At 60.4% G+C, this 15,945-nt stretch carries 10 protein-coding genes; 7 read left to right on the top strand and 3 right to left on the bottom strand.

What is annotated here, in order from left to right; translation table 11 throughout:
* Positions 1–41: 41 nt before the first annotated feature.
* The 7 genes from ACVOKO_RS00750 (at position 42) to ACVOKO_RS00720 (ending at position 5,241) form a co-directional block, all read left to right on the top strand.
* Positions 42–446, top strand: coding sequence for a hypothetical protein (locus ACVOKO_RS00750; protein ID WP_346496312.1), 405 nt, complete (start codon positions 42–44; stop codon positions 444–446).
* A gap of 544 nt (positions 447–990) precedes the next feature.
* The gene (locus tag ACVOKO_RS00745) at positions 991–1,251 is read left to right on the top strand and encodes a hypothetical protein (protein WP_346496310.1); all 261 of its coding nucleotides are present in this window, start codon (positions 991–993) and stop codon (positions 1,249–1,251) included.
* A gap of 432 nt (positions 1,252–1,683) precedes the next feature.
* Complete coding sequence (locus ACVOKO_RS00740; RefSeq protein ID WP_346496308.1) at positions 1,684–2,331, top strand: class I SAM-dependent methyltransferase; 648 nt, start codon at positions 1,684–1,686, stop codon at positions 2,329–2,331.
* The gene (locus ACVOKO_RS00735) at positions 2,328–2,684 is read left to right on the top strand and encodes a YkgJ family cysteine cluster protein (protein ID WP_346496306.1); all 357 of its coding nucleotides are present in this window, start codon (positions 2,328–2,330) and stop codon (positions 2,682–2,684) included. The genes ACVOKO_RS00740 and ACVOKO_RS00735 overlap by 4 nt, the downstream gene beginning before the upstream one ends.
* Positions 2,662–2,934: a hypothetical protein gene (locus ACVOKO_RS00730; protein WP_346496304.1), complete on the top strand. Its 273-nt coding sequence runs from the start codon at positions 2,662–2,664 to the stop codon at positions 2,932–2,934. Before ACVOKO_RS00735 ends, ACVOKO_RS00730 begins: the two co-directional genes overlap by 23 nt.
* Positions 2,935–3,316: 382 nt before the next feature.
* Entirely contained in the window at positions 3,317–4,141 is an 825-nt protein-coding gene (locus ACVOKO_RS00725) for an AraC family transcriptional regulator (protein ID WP_346496302.1), read from the top strand.
* A 26-nt stretch (positions 4,142–4,167) separates the two neighbouring features.
* Complete coding sequence (locus ACVOKO_RS00720) at positions 4,168–5,241, top strand: alpha/beta hydrolase family protein (RefSeq protein ID WP_430980683.1); 1,074 nt, start codon at positions 4,168–4,170, stop codon at positions 5,239–5,241.
* Between the two features lie 470 nt (positions 5,242–5,711).
* Here the strand turns inward: ACVOKO_RS00720 and ACVOKO_RS00715 are convergent, their stop codons facing one another.
* The 3 genes from ACVOKO_RS00715 to ACVOKO_RS00705 are packed head-to-tail and all read right to left on the bottom strand — an operon-like array spanning position 5,712 to position 15,486.
* Entirely contained in the window at positions 5,712–10,952 is a 5,241-nt protein-coding gene (locus ACVOKO_RS00715) for a DUF6923 family protein (protein WP_346496300.1), read from the bottom strand.
* Positions 10,953–10,970: 18 nt separating this feature from the next.
* Positions 10,971–11,981, bottom strand: a complete 1,011-nt coding sequence (locus ACVOKO_RS00710) for an OmpA family protein (RefSeq protein WP_346496298.1) — start codon at positions 11,979–11,981, stop codon at positions 10,971–10,973.
* Between the two features lie 25 nt (positions 11,982–12,006).
* Complete coding sequence (locus ACVOKO_RS00705; RefSeq protein WP_346496296.1) at positions 12,007–15,486, bottom strand: hypothetical protein; 3,480 nt, start codon at positions 15,484–15,486, stop codon at positions 12,007–12,009.
* Between the last annotated feature and the right edge of the window lie 459 nt (positions 15,487–15,945).

The following is a 15,945-nucleotide window of genomic DNA, read 5'->3' as shown; positions in this document are numbered from 1 at the left end:
ACCCCAGCTACAATCGCAGCGGACGCGACAAGGGGTAAATCATGGAACGAAAAGAGCCGACTTTCAGCAAACCCGACATGGACGAAATTCGATTCCGTGAGCCAGCTCGGCAGCGGAAAAGCGATTCCGGCAACGGCCTCATTTGGAAAATCGCAATCGGAGTTTTTGTAGGCATGTCGATCTGCCTAATAGCCACGTGCTCGCTAGTTGGCATAGGTGCCGCAGTTGTCGCAGAACAAGAAGATCAAGCGCGTAAGGCTGCAATAGATGAGTTCCTGCGCACAGCAAATGATCCGGACCCGTTCGGTTTCGAAGCGCGCGCAGCAGAAGAACGCCGTATTGAAATGGAGCGGCGAGCACTTCGTCCAGGACAGCGCTGCATGCAAGGAAAGCGATTGGAGCGCACCGAAGGCGGCTGGAAAGACGTCCCGAACGAACCATGTTGATTCAAAGCGTGCTTGTCGGCGCCGTGTAGCCACCGATGGTTTGGGCCGGATTCCGCGGGAACTGATCCGCCCGCTGTCCTGGCGTGTGCTGCAAAACCGACCCAGAGCCGCCGAGAGCAACAGGCCGTGCATCGATAGCCCCTGCCTGCACCCCTGCCCCGTATGGCACCGCTTGAGCCGCAGCCGCAGACTGTGGAGCCTTAAGCGTCCATTTCTACGCGTCGGCCAGCTGACGTTTCTCTCGTCACGATCACAATCGCGGCATCGGCATCGGCATCGGCATCGGCATCGGCATCGGAGTTTGATCGCATCAACACTTGACTCTGAACGGAACGTCCACTGTGAAACGGGGAGGCCGCTCAAGTACGAAAAGCTGGGAACCAACGCGGAGACCACGCCAACGGCCACTTTGATTACCAGGTAGCCTCATTCCGGTCGCCTATGGGCAACCTCACTGCCTGGCGCTACCCAACTTCGCCATACACGAACGTTAGAATGGGCCTATGGTGGTTGCTCAAACGCGCACTTCGCGCACGGATCAGCTATGAACCATGACGATGCACGGGCCGACTTAGATGATTTCGCGGCCGATATGATGGCGTCTACCCATTCTTGGAACTATTCCAAACGGCTGGACACCTTGCGCTCTCTGGAAATCCTCTCAAAGAAGGCACTGCGCTCGATAGTAGGGCTACCCAATGAAGCTGGGTGCCGAAATGGCATTGAAGCAGTGCTGGATAGGATCAAAAGCATGCTGGCAGCCACTGAGCAGCTCGAGTTGCTGAGAAGCAACTATCGGCATTGAGCTATCAATCTGGTTCGAAGGCAGAATTCACTGCATTCATGGGCTGCTGAAGCGTATTCAGCAGCCAAAGCTCTTTTTCGCCAAAAAAAGTGGGACATAGGCGTATCTCTCAACTTGCTTCATCTCGCTTGAGGCAGCCGCGGCCTTTGCGTACCCGAACTACCCACATCATTCATGCCGCAGCTGGGTGATCGCTACGAAGAACAATGAGCCATCTCCCGCACACGGGTGCTGATTCGGCTTGCCACACGTGGGGCCAAAGCGGATCAGTCCTGAGACGTGCTAGCATCAAATCACAGGCCTAGCCTGCTTCGCGCTCGTTGCAGCTGTTTCGACAGTTGCGCATATCGCTCCTTCTCATGCGTTACCTGCCCAGATCCATGGGTGGTCGCTCGACGGGAGTGCGCAATGCCCGGCTTTAAGACACGCAACGTGAAAGTCACCATCGGTGGCGACTCCTACTTGCTACGCATCCTCAGCGATAAGCAGCAGGTCAGCGACTTGGAGGGGCACAGGAAGCGTCTTCATATTTCCTCGGCGCAATGGGGCTTGTTCGGTCAGCTGTGGCCATCGGGTCAATTACTTGCCCAGGCCATGTGCCGCTTCGAAATTTCGGGCAAGCGAGTACTTCAGCTTTCTTGTGGAATTGGGCTCGCTAGCATTGTGCTGATGCGGCACGGCGTCGAGGTAATTGCCTGCGACGAGCATCCATTGGCCGAACCTTTTCTAGCTCACAACGCTGCCCTGAACGGATTGCCACCCGTACAATTCCATCAACTTCGTCACGGGCGGGACCCAAGCGCGCTGGGCGCCTTTGACTTGATCATAGCCAGTGACGTTCTACATGATCGATCACAAGCCGAGTTCATAGCGGATGTCGTGCTACACCATGCCAAACCTAGAGCCGAGGTCGTGATAACAGATCCGGGCTTGAGTAGCAGCGAAGAATTCAGCCGGATGTTGGTCAAGCAAAGCTTCGTCCTCAAATCGACAAGATGTCGAATGCATGACTCCGACCCGGACCCATATCGTGGTCAGCTATTGCACTACTCGCGCAACATGATGATTGCTACGACATGAACCATGCTGAGCGCGAAGGCAACGCTAAGATCGCCTGCACTACTTGTGATTCACTGTGCTGCAGACTCACAGTGATTTTGAGTAAAGAAGATTCAGTGCCTGCCCATCTAACAACCCATCAGGTCGGAGGTTTGCATGTCATGGCCAAGGACCAAGATGGGTGGTGCGCAGCACTAGATGGGAAAAAGATGAAGTGTCGCATTTATGCCAGCAGACCTATCGTCTGCAGATCCTTTGCCATGGGCGGCCCCTACTGCCGCGCCGAACGCGACGAACATGCCAAGCAGAGTGCTCGCCTCATCGCAATGAAGCTCATAGGAGAAACAAGTCATGACGGCAACAAAGCGCACTAAAGGCCAATACCCAGCTACAAAATCGGATTCGGTCTACGCCCCGAAGGTCCATACCAATGATCTAAGTCACGACCGCATCGCCAAAGATGTTGCAGAATTTCAAACATCGGGAGGAAAAGTTGAAGTGCTCGGCAACACACCATTCCGGTGGAAGCCTCCTGTTAATAAGGCTACGACTAATGGCCGTATGCCCCACCGCGCAACAACAGATGGTGCAGCTGCTCCCAAGCGAACAGAACCTAAACCGTGACACAAGGTGGTTCCTCTGTGTCTACTCCTACCTAGTTCGTTTATAAGCCTGCGTACCCTGGCGACACAGCGCCAGCTCAGTCCGTGGCCTAACGGACAGCAGCAGCGGCTGGAATCACTGACGACTGCTTCCGCCCAGAAGCGGACATGCGCCCTACCTCCGATAAACGTCCCTTATCACTTGCGCAGACGCCCCTTGCATTGATTGAGCCACACTACCTGGCATCCAGCCGTCGCCGCCGACAGCCAAAGGAAGGCGCAGCGCCTCGCTGACCTCGATTCGCGCTGCTCACCCACACCGCGCACCAACAGCAAGATTCCGCAAACGCCCTGCCCCGCGCTGCGTTACGCTCCCACCAAGTCACTGGTACGGAACAGGCGTCATGGGAGCGGCACGCAAGGCCTTGTGGTACATCGAAAGCCACTTTGCCGAGAACCCCTCGTTGGCCCAGATCGCCGAGGCGGTCGAACTCTCGCCGTTCCACCTCTCCCGCTTGTTCCAGGTCAGTACCGGGACCTCGATGGCGCGCTACCTTCGTGTGCGTCGACTGACCCAGGCGGCACGGACTCTGGCTGCAGGCAGCGAGCCCATCCTGAATGTCGCTCTGGCCGCAGGCTATGCCTCGCATGCAGCCTTTACCCACGCCTTCACCGAGCAGTTCAAGCTACCTCCGGAACAGGTTCGCCGGAAGGGTCTGCACAGCCTCGCGCTGTTGGAGGCCATCAAGCTCGACGCCCCATCCCTTCGCTGCGAGGTGGAGCCGGTACGTCGCCGGCAGGGCCCGCTGCGTGTGGCGGGCATCCGCGTCCGCCACACCGCCGCTACGGTGGCGTCCATTCCCTCGCAATGGCAGCAGTTGGCGCTGACCCGGGAGCTTGGCAAGGACATCGCCTTCGGGGTCTGCTGCAACCGCGATGGCGAGGGTGCCTTCGACTACATCGCCGGTATGGAGATCGGTTCCACCGCCGCTGTGCCTTCGGCGTGGCATGCCGTTTCCATTCCGGCCGGGGACTATTTGATGGCGTGGCATGCGGGCCACATCTCGACCATCCGCTCCACCTGGTACTGGCTATTGAACGACTACCTGCCCCGCTCCGGCCTCAGCCTCGCTGACGCCCCCGACTTCGAACGCTATGACGCCCGCTTCGACGACCGCACCGGAAACGGCGGCGTGGAAATCTGGCTGCCGCTGTCCGACCTGAGTTGATCCAAGGAGACCCATCCGTGCGAGTAGTGCCCTACACATTCATCCTGCTGACCTGTCTGTTCGCGCCGTTGGCGTGCGCGGCTGCGCCCTACCCCGCTGTTGGCGAAACCCGTGGCGTGGCGCACGCGCCCAGCGCAGCAATCCGCGATGCCGGGCACAGCGACCACGTGCGGTATACCGTGTGGTATCCGGCGCAGCCAGGTGTACAACAGCAGCCGCTGGCGATCGGGCCGCCGGGTGCGCCGCTGTTCGTGGCGGGATCTTCTGCCGTCGATGCCCCCGTTGCGCCGGGCCTCTGGCCAATACTGTTGCTGTCACACGGCAACGGCGGTAGCGCCCGAATGATGGGCTGGTTCGGCACAGCCCTGGCGCACTCGGGGTATGTAGTGGTCGCGGTGGACCACCCCGGCAATAACGGTGTGGACGCGATGACCGAGGCCGGAAGCATTCTGGTGTGGAACCGGGCCGATGACCTCGCTGTGGCATTGGCTGCGGTGCAGACCAACCCTGTGCTGGCTCCGCATGTCGATGCGGGCCGGCTGGGGCTGGTGGGGTATTCGGCCGGCGGCTTCACGGCGTTGGTGGCTGCCGGCGCGCGGCCGGACATGTCCCGGTTGGCCGCTTTCTGCAAGGCATCGCCGAAGGATGGGGTATGCATGCCGCAGGCCGAGAATCCGGAAATTACCCTTGAGCGACGGATGGCGGCGGCCGCTACGCCGGAGCTGGCACCTTGGGTAGCCAGGTCGGCGGAGGATCGCCGCATTCCCAACGTTCGCGCTGTGTTCCTGATGGCACCGGCAATTGTTCAGGCGTTCGAACCGGGTGAGCTCGCACAGTTGGAGGTTCCGCTGTCGGTGGTTGTGGGTGAGGCCGATACCATTGCCGCACCGGCCAGCAACAGCAAGGTTATTGCCGAGGCGAATGACGACGCGCGACTTCAGGTACTCCCCTTGGTAGGTCACTACGACTTCCTTGCGGACTGCACGGAGCTGGGCCGTGAGCGGGTAGGAAAGCTGTGCGAGGTGAAGACCGATAAGCCGGCTACGCATCAGGCAGCGATCCAGCAGGCCAGGTCGCTGTTTGATTCCGCGCTTCGGTAGCTACACGTTTGGAGCTGCGTTTGGACCATTGCCCGCATTGGGTGTGCCCGCCGGGTTAAATGTTCCTAATCCCCTACTCGACCTTAGCCAAAAGTGGAGGTTGGCAACGCCAGTCCCTTCTGCCACTTATGGCAACCCAAACCGTCACTCCGGGTATGCGGTCAGGGGCTCGGCGAACCATTGATTTTGGGGCGGTTCGCCGGAACTTATCATCCCGACAGACATCATCAATTCCTGGTTCGCTGTGCAACACGTCGCGACATGGCATTGGCCGCCGCCTTGATGGTCTCGCCTTACGCGGCGTGCGCCTCGCCCAGGCTGTGCCATTCAAAAGTACGAAAAACCTACTTCGCCTCGCAGCATCACCTGTGCAAACCGAGCAGAAACTGCTGGGTCGTTGCATACGTCCGACCCAGCAATTCAGCACTTAACGCGCAGGCGAGCACCATGCGTTCGCTCACCTTTCCCGCTCAGTTTCCATCACTACGCATTCCACCCTTTCCATAGCGCGACATTTCAATCGTTTGGTTCGCTGAGTCAGTGGCCTGCTGTGGAGCGGTTAGCGGCTTGCTCTCGAAGCGCAGCCCCGGCTGGCCCGTCTCGGTCTCGATGCTGCGCACCTCGCCGCTCGCACGCCGCGCCTTCACCTGCTCCAATACACGGTTGCTGCACGAGCCTTCAATGAAATCGGCACGCTGCATCTCGCCAGCTTTGATGTCAATGAAAAGGCTATTGGCGTCGCCAGCATTTCGGCTACTGCTGGTCATCAGTCGGCTACCCATCGGCAAGGTCCGGGCATCGACTTTCAGCATATGCGTTTGCGGTGTCAGTCCGAAGAAGCTGTACTTCCCTTCCACATCGCTCACCAGGAACGTGCCATTGTCGAAGTACAGGCGCACCCCCGGGATACCCAGCTCTTCCTTGTCCTGTACCGAGTTGAGGTTGCAGTCCACGAAAACTTTACCTATCACCCCGCCCATTTCCGAGAAGACGCCGCCCCGCACCTCTACCTTCCACGTTGCCTCGTTCGAGCACTGTCCCGCGCCGCGGTCGCCATAGGCTGGGCACGTCACCAGAGCACGATTGATGCCGCTGCCTTCCTGCGACCCCACGCCCAGACGCACGCGATAACTGATTGTGATCTCCTGTGCCGGCTCGATTCGACCCAACGTCATCCGTAGTACCGGGCCCGGCGCACCCGTGAGTTCCACCAACGTGCCGGTGCGTACGCGCACTGTTCCGTCGATCAGACGAAAGCCCCGCGGCAGACTGTCCACTACTACTGGTTGGTCAACGGCATAGTTTCCATTGGCCTTCACGCGCAACGTGTAGGTCACCATGTCACCCAGCTCTGCCTCACGCACAGATCCGACCTTTTCGATTACAAGATCGCCCACGACCCGAGGCTGCGGCGTGTCACCGCACGCGTCATCCTTGGCCGTACGTTTGCCGTCATACTGCACCACTGCCTCGTTGAACAGGCCATGGCCGGCACCCGCACCGGCGTCGCATGTGGCATTGCTGCTACCGCCCTGCTGCATACCGATGCTGACGCGCAGCTTCACCGTGTAGATCTCACTACTGTTGGCTGCAATCGTCTCGCTTTGCGTCACCAGCGTGTCGCCGACGCCGTTGAAACCGGCATTGATGGTGCTGAACAAGGGGTCCGGTCCCTCATGCGTCACGAGCGCCACCGATTCGACCTTCACGCTCTGGTCGAAGCCGAAGGTATCGCGCAGTTCGTATACGCCGGGCGCATTGCCCGTATTCTCCACCTTGATCGCGTAGACAAGATCGAATTGGTCCAGGGCGCCCGCCACCACGGTCGGTTGGCCGACCATCGACTTGGTCACGGTCAGCTCAGGGTGCAAGGTCTTCGAAGGGACACAGTGCTGCGGGTCGGTCACGGGATTGCAACCCAGTGGCGGCGATACGCACCGGTTCGTATCCGTCGCCGGATCGCACGCCGGTGGCGGTGTACATGCAGCATCATTGGCGGCACATACATTGTCGGTGACCACGTTGTACAGCGTTGTCAGGCCGAGCGGGACCACATCGGCAACCTTCAACCTGACCATCACCATCGCGTTGCCATTGGCTGGGACGTTTGCCACGGTCAGCGTGCAGGTACGGCGACCGCTATCGCCCGGGTTGCAGCCCACCACGCTGGCGCCGGTCGCAGACTGGAACGTCGTGTAGGCGGGGATGGATTCGTAGAACTGGTGATTGTTCGCCGCTGCGGCACCGGAGTTTGTGACAGTGATGGTGTAGGTCAGCTCGTCACCCGCCTTCACCTGTGCATCGGCGGCCACATTCACACCGTCAATCTGTGTCAGCGACTTGGCAACCATTACGTTCGCCATCGGGTTATCGGTCGTGCAGTCCGCCGCCACCGGGCAGCTCGCACCACTCGGCATCACCGTGTTGACGACCTTTACCGTCGCATCGTTGGCCACTGTCGCCCGGTACTGGAACGTGTACTGGCCAATCGCGGTGCCGGTCGCCAGGGTGCAGCTCAGGCCGCTGGCCGTTGCCGTGCAGCCGGCTGGCAGCGGACCGGTCAGCGTCAGTCCAGCGCCCAGCGTGTCGCCTAACACCACCGGGGTCACCGTCTGCGCGTCGGTCACGTTGACCGTCAGCGTGTAAGCAATCACGTCACCGCGCTTCACAGCCGCGCCGGTGCCAACATCCGATGTCTTCTTCACTGTCACCGCGGGAATCGGGTTCTCGGTGGTGCAGTCCTCCGCCACCGGGCAGCTTGCACCACTCGGCGTCACCGTGTTGACGACCTTTATCGTCGCATCGTTCGCCACTGTCGCCCGGTACTGGAACGTGTACTGGCCGATCGCGGTGCCGGTCGCCAGGGTGCAGCTCAGGCCGTTGGCCGTTGCCGTGCAGCCAGCAGGCAGCGGGCCGGTAAGCGTCAGTCCAGCGCCCAGCGTGTCGCTCAACACCACCGGGGTCACCGTCTGCGCGTCGGTCACGTTGACCGCAAGCGTGTAAGCAATCACGTCACCGCGCCTTACCGCTGTGCCGGTGCCAATATCCGATGTCTTCTTCACTGTCACCGCTGGAATCGGGTTCTCGGTGGTGCAATCCGGATCGCCGGTTGCGCAACCGCCGCCCACCACCGCGTTTCTCACAGACGTCACCCCCGCGTTTACCTTCGCTTGGTACTTGAACTCGTAGGTACCAACGCCGGCGCCGCTTGCCAGCGTGCACGTCAGGCCCGCGCTGGTATCGCAGGTGCCGTTGGGCGGGACAACGATGGAACCGGGCTCCAGCGTCAGTCCGGTCATCGTGTCCACCAGTTCCGCAGCCACCGGTGTTCTGGCGCTGGAATCGCCTGCCACGGTCACCGTCAATGTATAGGTGATGGTGTCGCCCACGCTCACCGATGCACCGTTGGCTGGGATCGATGTCTTCGCCGTCGTCAGGATTGCTACAGGGGTCTTGTTGCAGTGCATGGGGTCTGCCGCCGCATCGCAGTTCGGCGGCGGGAGTCTGCATTGGTTCGCGTCAGTAGCAGGGTCGCAGGCAGGCGGCGGTGCACACGTTGCATCACCAGCCGCACATGCACTGTCGGTTACCAGGTTGTAGAGCGCAGTCAGACCGTTGGGAAGTTCATCGGCCACTTTCACTGTCAGCGTCACCGTTGCCGAGCTCTTGGCGGGGACACTGGGCACGCTCAGCGTGCAACTTCTGCGGCCAGCATCGTTTGGTGCACACTGACTTACCGCCGCTCCAGTTGCCGACTGGAACAGCGTATAAGCCGGGATCGACTCGTAGAACGCGTGGTTGGTCGCCGCTGCGGTGCCGGCGTTGTTGACTGTGATCGTGTAAGTCAGGGTGTCGCCCGCGCTGGTCGTCGCTCCGGGCGCCACCGCAGCACCATTGATCTGTGTCAGCGACTTCGATACGGAGATGCTCGGAAGATCCTTGCACTCCCTTGCGGTGCTGCCATTGTCCAGCGTTACCGTGTTGGCGATGGCGGTGCTACCCGTCGCCGGACAGATTGCATCGACCAAGCCGCCCGACAGCGTATATCGAACGGTGTAGGTGTAGATATCGGTCGCGCCGGCGCCGATGGGTTCATTGGTAACAATCGCTCCGCCGGATGCCGTCAGCGTGCCCAACGTTCCGGTATTGGTGGTGTCCGTACCGCCGCTGCGCACGGGACCATTCACAACAACCACGCTGGTTACTGCACCAGACACTGTTACGGTATCGGTCGCGGTGAACGTTCCAGCTATCGTACCGCTGTTGGTCGCGGTCACTGTGTAAACGACATCATAGGTACCGTTGCCGTTGTCCGTTGGCTGGGCACCTGTCTTTGCCACCGTAATCAGTGACGTTGGGGTGTTCACGAAGTCGCACTCGATCAGCCCGCCGGCCTTCGCGTCGGCGCCGGGGATGGAATACACGTCGTTATCGAACGTTCCCACAACGACACCATCGCTTGTGCAGACTGCGCTGGCCAAGGACCAACCCTTCGGCATGGTGCCCTCGGTGATGGTGATCGGCTCGCCGATGGCTACCGCCTTGAAAAGTTGCGTACCCGGGGTTTTTGAATCCGCATCCAGCATCACCGGCACGCCTGCCGTGACCGTGCTGACCGAAGCGCCAACGGTAGTGGTTCCCGTCAGGTCGAAGGTGAACGGCCCACCTACCCCGCCAATGGTGGTCTTGCTGACCTTGATGGCAGGAGGTCCGACCGGGGCCAGATTTGGGCATGCTGCACCATCGACGTTATTGGTCTTTGCAGCATTCGATGTAAGTACGTCATAGGCCAACGTACCCGAGCCATCAACATTGAAAACGCGATAGATGATGCCGCTGTTGTCGTAAGCGTACATCGTGCCCGCACCATCGAAGAAGACGGCGCCGACGTTGCTCGTTCCAACCGGCAGGGAGATACCGGTAAGCACCGTCACCTGGCCCGTCACCGGATTGATCCGCCAGGGGTGGCCCGTGCCGCCGTTGACGGCATATAGCATTCCGTCGGTTGGACTGAATGCAAAGTCGCGCACCATCAGCGTTTCACTCACGCCCTTCAGCGGCACGGAGTGGTCCACCCTGTTGGTGACGACGTCGACGAAGTAGAGGGTATTGAGGTTGAACGGAAGCGCAACATACAGGCCATCTGGCGCTATATCCGCAACGACGGTGCTCATCGAATCGCCGTTGGGTTCCTTCGGCCAGCCGGTGGGTGCTGTCGCGAACGGAAGGTCGGAAACCGCACCCTGGCCGACACGAACCAGCCTTCTGTTCTTGGTCCCACCACCGTTCAGCGTCACCGCCCACATGTAGACGTAACCGTCCTGTTTGCGGAAACCGATAGCGTTGAACTCCTGGGCGCTGGTGAGTCGGCCAATGGGGTTCGTCGCACCCGTCAACAGATTCATGCTGTGCAGTTCGCCATCCCGATAGAGCAGCGGTTCTGCCGGGCATGCCCCAAGCGGAAGCGGTGCAGCGAACACGCTGAGCGAAACTATCGAGAGCAGCGCTCCGAGCATCCATAGGGCCCAGCGTCCACGCTTGCTGGCTTGCATCTTCGCGCATTGGCCCGATCCGCCTGGCATATCGTCGCGCAAGCGATCCGCGCGCCAGCCATCGCCATCGTCGTGGCAACCTGCTGCCTTCTTCATCTTGTGCATGAAACTAATCCCAAAGCTTGTAGATAGTGATGTCATCGATATCGCGGTCGGCATTGCCAGCATCCTTTCAGGCTAAGGCGTAGCCTTGATTCCGACGATCTGTACTGCGACGCGGCGATCCGGTTGCAGGCACTGCATCAGCGCAGGCGTCGCGCGCTCACCCACGCAGTGCGCGGTCATTCCACTAGGCTGGCTTTCACCCATGCCGCTGGCCTGAATCGGCCCCGTAACGCCCTGGTCCAGCAAGTAGGCCTTCACCGTCCAGGCGCGACGTTCGGAAAGCTCCTGATTGTGGGCGGCATTGCCCAGACGATCGGCATGGCCGACCAGGGTGATGTGATCCAAGTTGGTGTAGATATCGCGCAGGCGCGCGGCCAGTTCATCCAGTCTGGACTTGCCTTCGGGCTTCATGCCGGCGATGTCGCTTCTATCAAACGCAAACAGCGCGTCTGCAGCGATATCGAAGGCTTCAGTGGTGGCAGCGGGTTTGGGCTGGCCGCACTCGGCAGCCATCTGTTCCGCCTGGCTGATCAAATCCTCGGCGATCTGGATGTATGGTTTGGCATGACGCCAACCGCCGTCGTGTATCTCATTGCCCGCATGAACCAGCTCGACTTCGCCACATGCAGTGGCCTGCGCGGCACAGTGGAATCCCGCACTCTGGCGCAGCGCTTCGTAGCGCGCCCACAGATCGGGGCGCAACTTCTCGGCCTGGTTGACCAAGGGTGTCTCCCAGCCCGGGTCCTTGCCCGCTTCCAGAGCGCCGACGATCTTCAGCGACTCGGCCAGGGCCGCTCGCGGGTAGCCGCCACGGTCATTGCGTGTGTACTCGTGAAAACTGGTGTCCAGCCAGCATTGCGCCTTGGACAGATGGTAGCTGTCCACTTCAATGCCTTGATCATTCAGTGTCTTGATGCGCCCTTGCGCTTTGACAAAGGCATTGTGGTCGGCATGGATCGCCTCGTGACTGATGCGCTGCTGCTGCGGCCGCAGCGCGTCGCCAGTGTTCTGCGCCAGTACCTGTCCGGCCAACAGCGTGATCAGGACGACGCTGGAAAGCCGCGTGATTTTGTTTGGAGTCATGTCGCGTTTCTCAGAATGAATGAATTCAACGCGGCAGAGCGCGATTGACCTCGGGGTTCTTGCCCGAGAACAAGGTTTCGTCGAACTTGAACCGCAGGCGCAGGTAGACGCCCTGATTGGTGTATTCGCCGCCGGTCAGGTCGCTGTCTGTGAAGCCGCGCCAGTTGTAGCCAGCTGACAACCACAGGTTGTCCTTGATGAGGTAACCCACCTCCGCACCGAAGGCGTTCTGCCGAGCACCACCGGGCGACCACTTGGTTGAAGCCATGCCGCTTACGTCCCAGCGCTCTGATACGTCATAGGTCAGCCTTACGCTGGCCAGGTACGCGGTGTAGGCATCCTTGCGGCCGTCGAAGTAATCGGTCTGGCGCTTGCCGGCAAAGTGCCCTGTCAGCCACCACGGGCGCGCAGGATGGTAGTCGGCGTGTACCGAAGCGATGTACTTGTCGTAGCCATCACTGAACTGATCGCTGCCATTGCCGGCGAGCTGAGACCACACGTCCGAAGCGTAGGCATCGCGCCGGGTCCAGTAGTCAACGCGGGCCAGCACGTTGAGACGGTTCGTATCGGTATCGCGGTAGGCCACGCCTACCTGTGCACGGTCTTCATAGGCCTTCGCATCCTGGCCGTCGTAGTCGTTCATCAGGTAGTAGTTGCGTGCCAGTACGGTCCAGTTGCGATTGAGCTTCCGCGCCACGGCCAGAGTTGAAAGCCAGCTGTCCATTCCTGGCTGCAGCGTGGGTTCTGCCAGTGGCTGACCCTCACTTTGGGGCGCAGCAGACGAGACGTTCCTGCCCTCAGTACCGCGCCACTCGATACGACCCGCAATTGACCACAGTTCGCTAGGTCGCCATTCCGCCCCGATATTGGCTGCGGTCGCTTCCTCGCCACTACCGTCAAGCAGCGACAGTTTCTCGCCGCCGGCCTGAAGGGACAGCGCATCACCCACACGCCAGGAGCGGCTCAGACCATTGGCCCACTGCAACTGCCGGCCCGAGAAGGAGTCGTACATGCGGTACTCACTGAACAAGCGAGCGCCATTGCCATAGTCCGACGTCAAACCCCATACAAAGGCGTTGGACTCATAGGGGCTGACTCCGTTCTGGCTGGTCACACCATCGCTCGTTGCGACACTGCTCAGGCCCGTGTTCCACTCATACCGGCCGTACGCCCGGGTGTTCTCCGCAATGCGGTAGCCAGCGCCCAGCGAAGCCCGTCGATGCTCGTTGAAGTGCAGGTCCTGCTCCAGCTCGGTTGCAATATTGAAAGCTTCCGTTGGCCTCCAATCCGCCGCCAGTCGAACTGCCGTGTACTCCACCGGTACGCCCGCCAGTCCATTACCAACCCAGCTGCCGTAGTTGCCGGCCCAGCCGTAGCCGGTGTTGTAGAGCGTCTGTCGGGTCGCAGGATTCAACGCCGTGTTACCGCCACCGTAGAATCCACCCCCGATACCGGGCGACACCACACCAACGCCAAACGGAGCGCTGATCGGCGCCGGCACCGACAGACCATTTCCGTAGAAGTCGCCTGCGCGCTCGGCTACATGGTTCACGCCGCCATCAAAACTGAAGGTGCCCGTGGTGAAGCGCAGCCCCGCATTGGCGCTTTCGCGCTTGGCGCCGCTGATGGTGTCTTCGGTATGGGTGCCCTGCGCCAGCAGCGACACGCGCTCGGTAAGCGCGAACTCCGCGCTTGCTCCACCCTCCTTGCGTCCACCGTTGAACGAGGAGGCCGGATTGTTGAATGCCGCATCGCTTTGACCGTAATAGGCCCTTAAACCCAAGCGCTCGCCTTGATGCGTGAACGCCAGTCGCCATGCGGCGCCAGTGGCGTCATCACCGGTTTCGACTGGTGTATGCAGCGGATTGAACGGGCTGCCCAGCGTGCCGCCTGGCTGCAGGCTGTACATCGAACCAGGCAGCGAGCTGACCTGGCTTTGGCTGCGGGCGTATTCACCGACAAGGCGGGTGCCAGCGCCCATGCGTACTGTCGCGTTGGCACTGCCAAGCTCGTATGGCGCCAGGGAATTTTCATCCTTGACGTAGCTGCCACCGATGGAAAGCACTTTGCCAAGTGCGTACTGGCCATCAGCGCCGTATACCCAACTCTTGTCGCCCCCTTGATCCACTTCATAGGTAATGCGCACAGACATCGGATTGAGCGCTGGATCTACCGTCGGGACAGCTTTGACGAAAAGGATGCGACCGCTGAACGGCTCGAACGTATAGTCCTCGAATCGCCGCATCTGCTGGACGCTCAGGATATGCGACGGCGCATTGCGGTCACGCACCACCAATTCCACACGCTCGCTGCCCAGGATTGCGCCGCCTGAGTTGCTCACCGTGAACGGTCCGGACAGACCACGTCCTGGAAATTCTTCAACAACCTGTTTCTGGTCTTGGTAGGCGGCGAACACGTTCATGCCACCGCGATCGTTCTCGCTGTGCGCTCGGAGTCCAGTCATCGTGCGGTTGTACTGGCCCAGATCGCGGACCTGCGCCGCTGCGACAAACCCCTGCCCAAATGCTTGGCTGAAGCCGGTGCCCGTCGCGATGTCGCCCCACAGCAGATAGTCGCGCCCCTTGTCCAATCTCAGATACAGGCGACTGGTGCTCTGGGCGTCGAAGCCCACGATCGAGGCATCGCCGCTGACCGGATACCAGTGCTCGGGATCGAGATCGCGGAACAACGCCTGGCGATCCGGCTTGTCGCTGTCGTAGGCCATGGTCAGCAGGGCGTCGTCTGTCACCGCCCCTTTCAGGAAAAATGACGTGCGTAGTGCTTCCTTGCGCCGCCCATCTCCCGTGCTGTGCGAGAAATTTCGGATCTGTCGCTCGAATCCATCCCCAGCCGTGTTGCCAAACAATCCAGCTCGTTTGTCCAGGCTGATGATGCCTTCGGCCACACCGGCGCCGACCAGCTCGCGCATCTCCGGAATGAAATTGATGGTTCCACTCGCCCGCTGGCCGCCGGCAGATACGACAATATTCACGCTCTGCGCCATGATCGGCGCCAGCAGCCAAATCTCCGCCAGCCCGTCGACAGCCTCGATCTGAAAACCAGGCGTCACCGGATCCAGGTCGTGCGCGTCCATGCCGAACATGTCGCTCGCCGCGCCGGGAAGCTGCAGCCGACCTCCATCGGCCTCCACTGTCACGAGCTGCCTGCCCGAAATACTCGCACCGGTCGCGTCACTGAGGCGCACCACCATTTTCACTGGCGTCTGCCCATCGGCAGGGACGCCATCGCGATCAACCTCGACCGCAATGCGATGGACATTGCCTGCTTCCCGCCTCAGGCCTGCATAGCCAGCAGCCCGATCCACAAGATTGATCGAGCGCGCTTGGTACGCAGTTGAATCAACACTCCCAAGTTCCGTTGACGTGGCGTTGAACGCCGATGAACCGATGGCAATGGTCAATGCAATGGCAAGCCGGCTCCTGCGTATCGACATCCTGTCGCAAGGGGCGCCACGCGACGCCCATTTCTTGTCGACTGTATTCACTGCTGTAGCACCCACCCTTTAGATTGGACAGGGAGGCTACGGCGTTGCTTGAGTCCATTGAATGGGACTTTTCCCAAACTTTAGGACTTTCCTTAGCGGCCTGAGAATTGCCGTCGCTTCCATCGGCGTGGCGTTCATGAGCGCTGTCGGCTGACTCAGTGACTGCTTGGGAAAACCGCATTGATCCATTGCGAATCGCTTGCAGTTTGTTTGGGAAATATCCCATTCCCGCGACGCAATTATCGTGTTAACGAACTCAGTCTGTGTGTCTCCGTCTGCCTTGACAGCGATGCTGGTGCACGCAGAACTCTCCCCGCAACCTGTCGCTTCCCCAGTCTCTTTTGGTTGGCATTTCGCCAAGTCTTTGCGGTGCGGAATGCAGATCGAACTGCGCACAGGACTGACCCGGTTTTTTCTGCCAGGGGCTCATGGCCGGGCTTTGCATCAGCGTTGGGCAGC

This window comes from Stenotrophomonas sp. STEN240, from assembly GCF_056756175.1.
The sequence above is the reverse complement of the archived record's forward strand: the minus strand, read 5'-3'. Positions and strand labels throughout refer to the sequence as shown.

Bases quoted from the DNA above. Each gene is read 5' to 3' on its own strand.
- ACVOKO_RS00745 (WP_346496310.1), top strand. From the start codon at position 991: ATGAACCATGACGATGCACGGGCCGACTTAGATGATTTCGCGGCCGAT.
- ACVOKO_RS00750 (WP_346496312.1), top strand. From the start codon at position 42: ATGGAACGAAAAGAGCCGACTTTCAGCAAACCCGACATGGACGAAATT.
- ACVOKO_RS00730 (WP_346496304.1), top strand. From the start codon at position 2,662: ATGACGGCAACAAAGCGCACTAAAGGCCAATACCCAGCTACAAAATCG.
- ACVOKO_RS00725 (WP_346496302.1), top strand. From the start codon at position 3,317: ATGGGAGCGGCACGCAAGGCCTTGTGGTACATCGAAAGCCACTTTGCC.
- ACVOKO_RS00710 (WP_346496298.1), bottom strand. From the start codon at position 11,981: ATGACTCCAAACAAAATCACGCGGCTTTCCAGCGTCGTCCTGATCACG.
- ACVOKO_RS00735 (WP_346496306.1), top strand. From the start codon at position 2,328: ATGAACCATGCTGAGCGCGAAGGCAACGCTAAGATCGCCTGCACTACT.
- ACVOKO_RS00715 (WP_346496300.1), bottom strand. From the start codon at position 10,952: ATGCCGACCGCGATATCGATGACATCACTATCTACAAGCTTTGGGATT.